Source organism: Streptomyces sp. MMS24-W38, assembly GCF_059889265.1.
Genome location: NZ_JCBCPP010000001.1, coordinates 5,964,535 through 5,976,253, shown reverse-complemented (window position 1 = coordinate 5,976,253; position 11,719 = coordinate 5,964,535). Strand labels below are relative to the sequence as shown.

Genomic DNA, 11,719 nt, shown 5'->3' with positions numbered 1-11,719 from the left:
CTCAACTGCGAGAAGCCACTTCGGGAGCGGGCAATGGACAACGAGATTCAGCTGATCAGTGACGGTGATGGACTGGCGGTCATCGGGAATGCGACGGACGTCGAACGCTTCCTCGCCTCGGAGGGATTGCCGTCGAAGGACCTCGGAGCGCAACGGCTCAAGTCCGTCTTCGGCACCGGGGCTGCAGTCGCGCAGGCAGGTTCGGATATTGCCGCCAACTCCGGCCGCTGGGTGAAGCTGACCAAGGAGTCCGCGGGGCGTGTCAAGGAGTTCGGGCTGATGGAAAGCAAGACGCCAGGCATCAGCCATGCGATGGTAGGGAAACCTGGCTCGATCAAGAACTGGCTTCAGATCGAGAAGGGGGCCGGCTCGTTCCTGACCAACCCTGCGCGTCTGGCTGGTGCCGCAGGGCTCATGGCACAGCTCTCGATGCAGCAGACCATGGACGAGATCACCGACTACCTCGCCACGATCGACGAGAAGGTCGACGACGTGCTCCGCGCCCAGAAGGACGCTGTGTTGTCCCGCATGATCGGAATGGCCCTCGTGATCGAGGAGACCATGACCATCCGAGAGCAGGTGGGCCGAGTCTCCGAGGTCACGTGGTCGAAGGTGCAGACCGCGCCGACGACGATCGCGGAAACCCAGGCGTACGCATTGCGTCAACTCGACGCCCTAGCGGAGAAGTTGGAAAGCAAGTCCAAGATCGGTGATCTCGCCACGACGGTCAAGGAAGTTGAGCCCAAGGTTCGGGAGTGGCTCGCTGTTCTGGCTCGCTGCTTCCAACTGCAGGACGCGATCGCCGTGCTCGAACTCGACCGAGTACTGGACGCGCATCCGGATCAGCTGGACCAGCATCGCCTCGGGCTTCGGGCTGCCCGACAGAACCGGCTGGATCTCATCTCGCGGAGCACCGAGCGTCTGGTGACCCGGATGAAATCGGCTGCCGACGCGGCCAACGCGAAGGTGTTGCTGCACCCGACCAAGTCCCCGGTTGTGGTCCAGTCGAGCAACCATGTGGTGACCGGCGTCCATGACTTCCACGCGCGGCTCGGGATCGAGTCCGGTCGCCAGTCATCGGAGGCGAGGCGATGGGTGGAAGCGGCGGCGAAGGCGAAGGACAAGGCGCTCGAGACAGGAGCGAAGGGCGTCAGTGCCGCCAGAAGCCTCGGCACCGAGACCCTCGACCGGGCCAACTCGGTCAAGGGCAAGCTCTCCAGCGAGATCGCCGAGCGAACGCGCCGCCTGCGCGGGGACGAAAAAGAACGCAGCGAGGAAGGCTGAGTGAGCGTCGACCGCCCGCACCCGTGGGGCGAGCCATCAACCGCCCGCCCCACGGCCGACCTCTGTCAGTCCCGCCCCGCCGCGAAGCCCACGAAGTGAGCCCAGCCCTCATGCCCAACGGCGAACAGCCGTCGTATCGCGTCCTTAGAGTCCCTTACATGGATGGCCTGTTCGGTGATGGCAACCTCAACGCAGTTGTCACCAGCCGTGCCGCTGTAACTGGATTTGAACCAGACCAGTTGCGTGCTGCCGCTCATAGTTCTCCTCTGATCCGCTCCAGCAGGCCCACGGAGTCGTGAGGGGTGAGGGCCTGTGCGCGGAGTGTCGCATACCTCCGGTGGAGGACGGCAGCCTGCTTCGGTTCAGCGATCAATCGGCCACTCTCCTGCCCTTCGGAGTATGCCAAGCATCTCCCCTCCGGCGTCTCCAACAGAGCCAGAGGACCGTCCAGTCCCGCGTGAGACGTGGTGAGGGTAGGCATGATCTGCACGGATACATTGAGCCGTTTCCATCTTGATCAGCTGGTGAGTTCGAGAGTGACGATGGCGCGGACGACGGTGGTGATCCTCGTGGTGCTGCAGCGCAGTCTGCGAAGTACCCGCCAGCACTTGAGGGTGGCGATGGCGCGTTCGCCGAGGCTTCGGATCTTTGCGTGATCGCGGTTGTGGCGGCGGCGCCAGCCGCGCAGGTGCTTGCCCCGGATCGGGACGCGGACGGCGGGTCCGGCGCCCTGGTAGGCCTTGTCCGCCCAGCACTTGATGCCGTCGGCGGCGAGGGCGGCGGGGATGCCGTGGGTGCGGGCCGCGGTCAGATCGTGGACGGCGCCGGGCAGGGCGTCCGAGACCCAGAGCAGCCGTCCGGCCGGGTCGGCGAGGACCTGCACGTTCATCCCGTGGTGCTTCTTCTTTCCCGAGCAGTACGGGCGGTCGGCCGCAACACGGTCGATCGGCAGGAGGTGAGGTCGGCCCGGGGCGCCCTGCCGACGTTTCTGTCGGTGGGTTTCCCCGAGCCGCCTCCCGCACCCGCCGTGCGCGTCTCCACGCAACGGGCGCTCCACAAGTCCCGGTGGTTCAGCCGGTTTTCCCTCACGCGGAGCTCGGCCACGGCGAGGGGATCTTCGTTCCCCGATAGGAGTAGTAGACGATCTTTACTCCCGCCGGGTTGAACAAAGTCACCTCGCCGGTGGCGGGCCACCATCCGTCGCGGGTGTTCTTGCGACGGAGTTCCTTCCAACTGGTTCGCCGGTGCTTACGGCGAAGCCATCCAAATACCTGCTTCCAGGTGTAGGCCCGCAGGTAGTTGAAAGTCGCCTTCGACGAACCATGCCTGAAATAGGCGGTCCAGCCCCGCAGCACCCGGTTGAGCTGGTGCAGCAGGACATCGAGCGGCAGGTTCACGTCCCGCCAGCACAACTTCTTCACCTTGGCCATGATGGAGCGAAGCGCCTTCTTGGCTGGATAGAGGTAGACGAAGCGTTTACTGGTGCCTCGCTTCCGATGACGTTGGATACGCCAGCCGAGAAAGTCGAGACCGTCCTCGATATGGGTGATCAGCGTCTTCTCCCTCGACAGGCGCAGACCCATCGCGGAGAGCACGACTGCGATCTCCTCGCGCATTGCCTCCGCGTCAGCACGGGAGCCCGACACCGCCAAGCACCAGTCGTCCGCATACCGGATCAACCGGTAGTTGGGCAGACCATTTCGGCGGCGCTTGGCCCGCTGATGCGGCTTGGCCCGCGGTCCACCCGGCGCCTGGTCGATGTACTCGTCCAGGACGGACAGGGCCACGTTGCTCAGCAACGGCGAGAGGATCGATCCTTGCGGAGTACCGGCATCGGTCGCCCTCAGGGCCTTGTCCTCGCCGAGGATGCCCGCCTTGAGGAACGCCTTCACCAGAGCCAGAACGCGTTTATCCCCGACACGCTTTCGCACCCTGCCCATCAGGGCCGGGTGCGAGATTTCGTCGAAGCAGGCGGCAATGTCACCTTCCACGATCCACTCATAGGAGCGGGATGTCAGGTGGCGCACTTCCACCACCGCGTCCTGGGCCCGGCGCTTCGGACGGAACCCGTAACTCTGCGGGTGAAAATCCGCCTCGAAGATCGGTTCCAATACCAGCTTCAAGGATGCCTGGACCACCCGGTCGGTGACGGTCGCGATCCCGAGACGACGAAACTTGCCGTTCGCCTTGGGGATGAGCCGCTCACGTACCGGCAACGGGCGGAAACTGCGGTCCTTCAGCACCGACCGCAGCTCGTCGAGGAACACCTCAACGCCTCGCACGGCCTCGACATAGTGGGCGGTGTTTCCGTCCACACCGGCAGTGCGGGCACCCTTGTTACCCCGCACCCGAGCCCACGCGACCAGAAGGAACGCGGGATCGGTGACGAGGTTGAACAGATCGTCGAACCTGCGATGAGAATCACCGCTGGCCCACTGGTGCAGTTTGGTCTGAATCCCCAGTACCCGGCGCTCGCCCCAGTAAAGGGCCGACTCCAGCTCGTCGGTGTTCACCGGCGACATCCTCCTGGCATTCCAGTCTCCTCCCTGCTGACTTGCTGGTCCCCTTCGCCATGTGCACGCCTCTCGCGCGCTCGGACTACTACGGGACCTCCGCCCCACCCCGCGGCCCTCGGCCGGCGACGGGCCTGCCCTGGACCAGGCCGGCTGCCTGCTCCCGAGGGCGACCGGGGGTGGTTCCCACGTTCACTCGATGACCGGTCGACGAGGGAGGTGCCCAGCTCTTGCCCCGGCAGCATCGCCACGACTACGCCGCAGTTCTTCATCGTGGCCTCCTCACCGACGGCACTACGCGGCTTCGGAGTTGACCACCGAAGTGGCCACGCGCTGCATCCCGGCCCATATCCACCAGGTTGGAGCCGGTTCGCTCGCTTACGGGGCTTTACCACTGGTTCCTCGCGTACACCTTCTCGTCTCGCTTGCCGGGCCCGCACCGTCTGGCAGTGCCAGCACGTCCCGGCGTTGTCAGGGCCGCTTCCCACCCTCCCCGGCGTCCCCCGGGTCAGGCTGCCCTCAGCTTCAACCGGACTGCTGCGACAGCCCGGTGGCGGGGTCCTTTCACCCCCACCCGGTCATCAAGCGCCTCGTGGCGCACGGTGCCGTCGAGGATCACGTACGCCTTCCCGCGGATGGTGTGCATGGCCTGCTCCAGCGTCGGGGCGAGGGTGGCCAGGAGGCCGACGGCCTCGCGTATGGAGCGGTAGACCGTCGCGATCCCGACCCGGAAGCCGGCGGCGAGGCGGCTGTAGGTGTCGCCGCAGCGTAGGTGGGCGAGTACGAGCAGAGCCTGCCGGCCGCAGCTCAGGCGGCGCCAGCGAGAACCGATCCGGCGTCGGTGACCTGCCAGCAGACCGGAGAGGCGACGCAGGGTACGGCTGGACAGATCGATGGCAGACGGGTAGACAAGCACACGAGCTCCTGGCGGATGCGGTGATCTTGGTCGTGAACCCGTCTACCAGGAGCTTTTTCATGCCCGCCGCCGGGGCCCGCAGCCCAACCACCCGTCAGGTTGGAAGGGGCTCATTGCGAAGCCGGGCGAGATCGAGAATGCGGTCCAGCTGGTCACGCAGCACCCGCTCACCCCCAAGAGGGCGCTGCACGATGCACTCCTCCATCACGAAGCTGAAGCAGGTGTTGGGTAGTTCCCGGATAAGGCCCTGCCGTTCCATCCGGGCTGCCACCTGCGCCTCCATCTGTTCGTCGGCCAGGGGTGGAATGCGGGTTTCGAAAGCCGCCCGCGCATACCCCTCTGACTGCAACAGCCCAGGAACCAGCCGACACTCATAGGTACCGAGACTCACCGCCGTGCGCTCCAGCCTCGCCCACCGCCGGAACCAAGCCGCCAGCCCCGCCTCCCCCCCGCGTCAGAAACCGCGCCGAGTGCCTCAACGCCCCCGTGTTCCCCAGCGCCTCCTCCGCCCGCTCGACGAACGACGCGTCCGGCATCCGCCGCCCCAACTCCACCGACTCCACCGTGTGCTTGGAGAACCGCACCAGTTCCCCGAACTGCACTCGGCTCAGCCCCGCGTGCTCGCGCAGTGCCTGGACAACGGCCCCGAACGTCCGCAGACTGGCCGACGGATCCGGTTCCCGCTCGCACTCCCCGCCTGTCACCGCCGGTTCGACGTGGTCGGTCGTCATCCGAGGCCCACCTCCAGGTGCTCACACGCCAGATCCCCTTCCCTGCAAACGCCAGAGTGGCCAAAACGAATTCGCACAGCCCACCGAACGGCCCGTACGCTGACGCAACGTACGGGCCCCCTGGAACCTCATCCGCGGTAACGATCAGGTGTTCCAGTGAACCGAGGGCTGTGAAGTAGCTGCCGAGGCATGGGAAGATTCCGTCTCGGAAATGCCTTGCAGATCCAGCACGCTGGACTGCCTCATGACCTCCCGTCATCACAGGTCGCAGGGCTCTTCCTCGGTCGCGTGGGGAGCGCGGTCGGACGTCACCCGGCGGATCCGGGCTGAAAGGTGCGCGCAAGGCGCATGGCAGGGGGGCTCTACGGTGTTCTCGGTCTCGTCGTTCCGGCAGTGGTTGCAGGAGATGCCCGACCTGGTGCTCTCGTTGTTCCGGCACATCGAGAAGGTGCACGGCCCGGCTGCCTTGCAGTACCGAGGCGGCCCGGCGGTCGCGAAACTGCGCAAGACGGCCGGTGTCCGCATGTGGGTCACCCGAGCACCGGAGCATTTGCTGCTCAACGTCTGCAGGTGCGGCACGATGATCGCCGAATCGCGGCTGTGCGAGCTGGGGTACGAGGACCAGATCCAGGATCCCGGCCTTGAACGGCTCACGCTCATGCTGAAGGACCTGCCGCCGGACTTGGCCCAGCTCATGCTCCACGGCGTCTCGCTCTTCTCCGACACGCCTACCCACCGATTCGCGCACAGTCACGCGGAGGAGCTCCTGGAGGCCGCGCTGAGCGATGCCGCTCCGCTCACAGATGCCGACTACGAGCGGCTGTCCTGTGTGAGCCGGGTTCAGGAGGACACCGACGAAGCGACCCAGCCGGAACCCGACGGCACCACGGCCGTTTCTCGAGAAGAGCACGGGAACGAAGTTGTGATGGAACTGGACGCCGACGGGATCGAGCTGGAGACCGTACGGCTGAACGAAACCGGAGCGGCGCTGGCCGGAAGGCTGGACGCCTTCGCCGCGGCCGTCCGCGACGGACGGCTGGCCGACGGCCGGGAGCTCTTGCGCGACACGGTGTCGTGGGTCCGGGAACGCCGGGCCCTGGATCGGGCCTTCGCGGCCGTCGGCGCGGAAGAGGGATGGGGCGACGACCAGGACTGGTCCGCAGCTCAGATGCTCATCGAACGGCTGCGGGAGGAGCAGCGCCGTCAGCAGGAGGCCGACCGGAAGATCAGGGAGACCGAGCAGGCACTGGACGAGGTCCGGACCATGTTCGACATGGTCACGAACGATCTGGTGCGGGAGAACCTCCGTGGCCAGATCACCCAGTTCGAACAGCGTCTCCGGGATCTCCGCGGAAACACGTTGGCCACCGGGGCCGTACGGTCCGCCGACGTGAAAGCCGGTGACTCCGGTGCGGGGACGGAGACGGGAACCCGGAGCGAGCCGGAGCCCGACCCGGAACCACAACCGGTCGGCGTCTCCGTCGAAGGGACCCCTGAAACGCCCCGGCCCGAGGCCGCTCACGAGCACGGCACCGAGTCGGCGTCCGTCATGGCGGAAGAGGCCGGAACTGACCTCCGAGATGTGTCCGGTCCCGTCACGGGAACGGAGCCGGAGGAGACACCGGGCGGACGCCAGGAACAGGAAGCAGCCCGCTCCGAGGAGTTCGTGTCCGGCGGCGCCGTCACGACGGCCGGGACCACCGAACCCGCACCCGCCCGGGAGGCGCCGCGGCCCGGGGCCGCGCAGCCCGCCGAGTCGTCCACCGACGCCCCGGCGGAGGAGGCGCTGCCGGCAGCTCACACCCCGGCCACCGTGCCGGTCCCGCAGCGCTCCGCCAGTCCCCAGGGGACGGCGACGGACAAGCCTCCCACCCCCACCGTCCCCGCCGCGTCGGACGTCTGGGCGGGCGCTCCCGCCCCGGTGGAGGTCCTCGTCAGCGAGGGCCGGCTGGCCGAGTCCTACTGGCTGTCCCGCGCTGCCGGCGCCCCCGCTCACCGCACCCTCGCGCTCGCGTTCGCGGACGCCGCCTTCCACACGTCCCCGGCCGGGGCCTCCGACCTCCAAGTGCGAGCCGAGGAACTCCTCGAGGCGTTGGACGAGGGGCACCCCTGGGACGACGACCGTGACGCCTACCTGGTCCTGCTGACCGCGGCCATCCGCAGTGGTCTGTCGGCACGCTGGGCGAGCAGCGCCCTCACCGCCTTCACGTCGATGCCGGGTATTCCCGAGCCATGGGCATCGGTCCTGGGCGAGTTGGTGCACGCGGTACGGCAGTCCACGGAGATACAGCCGGGCGACCTGGGCAAGCCCACGGCGGCTCCGGTCCCGGACCGGCGTGAGGAGATCGGCGACCGGGCACGGCAGCTCGCGCTGGATCTGCCGCTGCGCACCATCAAGCTCCAGCGCGGCACGATCGTCCTGCAGACCCTCGCCGCACCCGACGGCCGGCTCGGACAGACCCTGAAGCTGATCCAGGGTTGGGCCGAGGGGCGGATCGAGGCGGAGGAACTCACCAAGGACATGGAGGAGCACTACAAGCGCTCCGACGCCGCCGACCGGATCATCGACATCACCGACCGAGCCAAACGCACGCCGCAGCAGTCCAAGAACGACATCCATTCGGCGGCCCGTGAACAACTCCGCACCCACATCAAGACCGTTCGGGACCTGCTGACGACGGCGCTGCGCATCGCCTCGTCCCCCCGTCCGTCCGGCGGCCGTGACATCGGCCGGGACCTGATGCGAGCGATCGCGGACGCACGTCAGGCCACACCGATGTCGGGTGTGGGCGGAGCCCTCCTTGCGCTTCTGTTGCGCTGGCTCGACGGCTCCTACGCCCCCGAGCCGCGCAACACGGGGTTCCGGCCGTCCGCCGAAGGCCTGCTGCACCTGCCCAAGCTGCACTGGCACGTTCACGAGGAACAGGACGAGCCCGACCTCGAGCACCCGGACTCGCTCGGGGCGCTCCTGAGTCTGCTCGGCCCGGCCGCCCCTGCCGTCGCGCTGCAATGCCACCAGGACGCGGGCGACCTCCACCTCGCCGACCGCTTGCTCGAGCGGCTCGAGCACGGGCAGATCGTCGGCGCCGCCATGTCGACCACAGAGCTCGCCGAATGGCGGCAACGTATCGCCGACGCGGTCAGCACCTGGGATCGTAGATGCGCCGAGGAACACCGAAACGCCCAGTTGCTCCTCGCCCGGATCCGGGTGCAGAACCTGCTGAAGCCCGAGGAGGAACACGACTTCACCGTCCGGCTCCTCGACTTGGAGGGCAACGACCACAGCAACCGCTTCGGGAAGCGTTTCCAATCCATCGCCGCCATCGGCTTCGACCTGCGCGATCTGGAGCGGCAGCAGACCGCGAAGCTCTACCGCCAGCTCGATGTCGCTCACCTGCCCGAGGCCGAGCACGGGCGCATCCACCGGCTGCTGGACCGCGGCAAGACGGTGGCCGCCGAAGAACTCCTGTCGTTCGCCCGCCGTGGTGAGGCCCTGCCCACCCCCGCCGAACCGGCTGGGGAGGAGCTGACCCGCTTCCTGAAGGGCGTGGCCCATCCGGAGGCACCCCAGTCCATCCGCCGCGGCGTCGGGGCCCGCTGGTGGGCCCAGCACTACGCGGAAGACGAACCGCTGGTGCAGAACGCACTCTCCGGGCTCGGCGCCTGGGAGGAACTGATCGGCGAGCGGGACCAGCGGAAGATCCGCGGCCTGGTCAAGAGCGTCCTGCGCCTGCTCGGTCTGACCATGATCGAAGCCAACGTCGAGGAGGCCCGGTACGGCGTCACCCGGCTCAGCGTGCGCGCCGACATCACCGAGAGCACCCCCGGTTACGTTGCCGCCCTCGGTTCCCAGGCACGCCGCATGTACAAGGTCGTCGTCATCGCCGACGAACTGCGCGGCGAAGGCCCGCTGCGTCACCTTCCCGAATCGGCCATCGGCGCCAATCTGATCCTCTACCTGCAGCCCCTCGGCACGGAAGGACGCCGCCGGCTCGCGCTCGCCTCCCGCAGCCGCGGCCAGCAAGCCCTGGTCGTCGATCCGGCCGTCGTCGGCTGGGTCGCCGCCCGCGCCCCGCGCTCGTTCCGGGTGACGCAGCGCGTCACCCTGCCCTGGACCGGCTACACCCCCTACACCCCGCACGTCGCGGGGCTCGTTCCGCCGGAGGTCTTCAAGGGCCGCGCCGAGGAGATGCAGGAGGTCCTCCGCCCAGACGGGTCCATCTTCCTCTTCGGCGGTCGCCAGCTCGGCAAGTCGTCCCTTCTGCGGCAAGCCGTCGAGGTGTTCCAGAAGGCCGCCCCGGACCGCCACATCGCCGTCTACACGGACCTCCTCAAGGCTGACATCGGGCATGCCGAACCCCCTGAGGGCATCTGGCGGGTTTTGCTGGCCGAGCTGAAGCGTCGCGGCGTCATCGGAACGAACGTCTCCGACCGTGCCGCCGGCGTCGACGTGATCGCCGACGCGGTCCAGCAGTGGATCGAGGCCGAACCCGGCCGCCGTGTCCTCCTGCTCGCGGACGAGGCCGACGCCTTCCTCACCGCCGACGCCCAGGCCGTCTACACCGGTGGAGGCCAGTCGACCTTCCGTACCGTCAAGCGGCTCCAGCGCCTGATGGAGACCACCGGCCGGTCGTTCAAGGTCGTCTTCGCCGGCCTGCACCAGGTCCAGCGCTTCAACCACCTCACCAACGTGGTCACCGCGCACGGCGGGCCGGGCATCCTCGTCGGTCCGCTCAAGCCGCAGGCCGCCGTCGGGCTCGTCGAGGAACCCCTGGCTGCCGTCGGTCTCACCTTCGAGACCCCCGACCTGGTCTGGCACATCCTCGGCGTCACCAACTACCAGGCCAACCTGGTGCAGATCTTCTGCGACCACCTCGTCGCCTACATGCAGCAGCGCGCCGTACCTGCCGACGGCCGTCACGCCCCTATCACCTGGGACGACGTCCAGGCGGTCGCGAACCTGGAGCGGGTCCGCGAACTCATCGCGGAACGCCTCCGCTACACCATCAACCTGGAGGACCGCTACCGCGTGCTCACCCTCCTGGTCGCCCTGCGCAGCCTCGAGAACGGCTACACGCACGCGTCCCGGCCCAGTGAGTTGCTGGAGGCGGCCCATGAGATCTGGGACGAGGGCTTCCCTCTCAACAGCGAACGTCAGCTGACCATCTTCCTGGACGAGATGGTCGGCCTGGGCCTGCTCATCCGGGTCCCCGGCGAGGAGCGCGCCTACGCGATGCGCAGCCCCAACGTCGTCAACATGCTGGGCACCCGGAACGAGCTTCAGAGCGAGCTGAACGACACCGAGTTCGACCTGCCCTACGACTACAACCCGCGTGCCGCCCGTCGGTCCATCGGTACCTCCGGCGGCGTCCAGCGAATGAGCCCACTCACCGAGGGCCAGTTCGGCGACATGCTCAGTCATCCCACCCGCACCACACTCGTACCCTGCACCCGGGCACTCGGCGACGACCACGTCGAACGCGGACTGCGCTTGTACGGCGGCGGGTACGGCCTCGACATCATCAGCGTCGGATCCGGCGACAACCTCACCGAAGCGATCACCGCCAACTCACGCCGAAAGGGCTCCCGGATCCTTTTCGTGGACCTGCGCGGCCGGAACGCCGACCAGGTCGGGGAGGCCGCCGAGCGACTCGTCAAGCACACCGGTGGTACAACTCACGACGCTGACGCGACCTCCGGCGCGCCCCGCCGGTACGCCGTGATCCTCTGCTCGCCGGACGCCACGGTGGAAGCGGAGAAGACAGGAGCCGGCCTCGTCCTGCCCCAGCGGTGGACCGTCGACAGTGTGCGCGCCTGGCCGGAGTCGCCGTTCGGTTCCCCGCAGGAACGGCGTGGCCTCATCGAATCCACCGGGGGGTGGCCCGGTCTGATCGAGACCGCCATGCACAACGTCCGCTCCGGCATGCGGCAGAAGGAAGTCCTCCAGAGCTTGCGCGAGCTTTGGGGAACCCCCGATGCTGCGACGGCCCACCTGAAGGCGGCCGGTTTCACGCCCACCGACGTCTCCCGCCTCACGGCTTGGGCCCAGTTCTACAGCGACGAGGAGTACGCGGACGGCAAGGCGGCCATGACTCCGGGCGACATCGCCGCCGCGTTCTTCGACCAGAGCGACGATGACCCCCTCGAGGCCGCCGAGCACCTTCTGAAGCGCCTCGACGGCCTGGCGGTCCTCGACCCCAACAAACCCGGAGGCGTCCGTCTCGACCCGGTCACCTTCCGGGCGCTGAAGACGATCGGGCCCGCGCAGTGAACGC

4 protein-coding genes and 4 pseudogenes are annotated in these 11,719 nt (G+C 67.8%); 2 read left to right on the top strand and 6 right to left on the bottom strand.

What is annotated here, in order from left to right:
• Positions 1-33: 33 nt before the first annotated feature.
• Positions 34-1,284, top strand: a complete 1,251-nt coding sequence (locus AC6F7H_RS26195; RefSeq protein WP_500759464.1) for a hypothetical protein — start codon at positions 34-36, stop codon at positions 1,282-1,284.
• Positions 1,285-1,349: 65 nt separating this feature from the next.
• Here the strand turns inward: AC6F7H_RS26195 and AC6F7H_RS26190 are convergent, their stop codons facing one another.
• The 6 genes and pseudogenes from AC6F7H_RS26190 to AC6F7H_RS26165 all read right to left on the bottom strand — a co-directional run.
• Positions 1,350-1,541 carry a DUF397 domain-containing protein gene (locus AC6F7H_RS26190; protein WP_500759463.1) on the bottom strand — a complete coding sequence of 64 codons (192 nt, stop codon included), beginning with the start codon at positions 1,539-1,541 and terminating at the stop codon, positions 1,350-1,352.
• A pseudogene (locus AC6F7H_RS26185) lies at positions 1,538-1,783 on the bottom strand (Scr1 family TA system antitoxin-like transcriptional regulator); the annotation flags it as partial. The gene AC6F7H_RS26190 and the pseudogene AC6F7H_RS26185, both read right to left, overlap by 4 nt.
• A gap of 18 nt (positions 1,784-1,801) precedes the next feature.
• A pseudogene (locus AC6F7H_RS26180) lies at positions 1,802-2,239 on the bottom strand (transposase family protein); the annotation flags it as partial.
• A 130-nt stretch (positions 2,240-2,369) separates the two neighbouring features.
• Entirely contained in the window at positions 2,370-3,806 is a 1,437-nt protein-coding gene (gene ltrA / locus AC6F7H_RS26175; RefSeq protein ID WP_500759461.1) for a group II intron reverse transcriptase/maturase, read from the bottom strand.
• Between the two features lie 589 nt (positions 3,807-4,395).
• Positions 4,396-4,713 (bottom strand): annotated as a pseudogene (locus AC6F7H_RS26170) (helix-turn-helix domain-containing protein); the annotation flags it as partial.
• A gap of 103 nt (positions 4,714-4,816) precedes the next feature.
• Positions 4,817-5,444, bottom strand: a pseudogene (locus tag AC6F7H_RS26165) (helix-turn-helix domain-containing protein); the annotation flags it as partial.
• A 367-nt stretch (positions 5,445-5,811) separates the two neighbouring features.
• Here AC6F7H_RS26165 and AC6F7H_RS26160 point away from each other — a divergent pair.
• Positions 5,812-11,715 carry a hypothetical protein gene (locus AC6F7H_RS26160; RefSeq protein ID WP_500759460.1) on the top strand — a complete coding sequence of 1,968 codons (5,904 nt, stop codon included), beginning with the start codon at positions 5,812-5,814 and terminating at the stop codon, positions 11,713-11,715.
• Positions 11,716-11,719 lie beyond the last annotated feature (4 nt).

Excerpts from the sequence above, each read along its gene's own strand:
- ltrA (WP_500759461.1), bottom strand. The coding sequence starts at position 3,806 with ATGTCGCCGGTGAACACCGACGAGCTGGAGTCGGCCCTTTACTGGGGC.
- AC6F7H_RS26190 (WP_500759463.1), bottom strand. The coding sequence starts at position 1,541 with ATGAGCGGCAGCACGCAACTGGTCTGGTTCAAATCCAGTTACAGCGGC.
- AC6F7H_RS26195 (WP_500759464.1), top strand. The coding sequence starts at position 34 with ATGGACAACGAGATTCAGCTGATCAGTGACGGTGATGGACTGGCGGTC.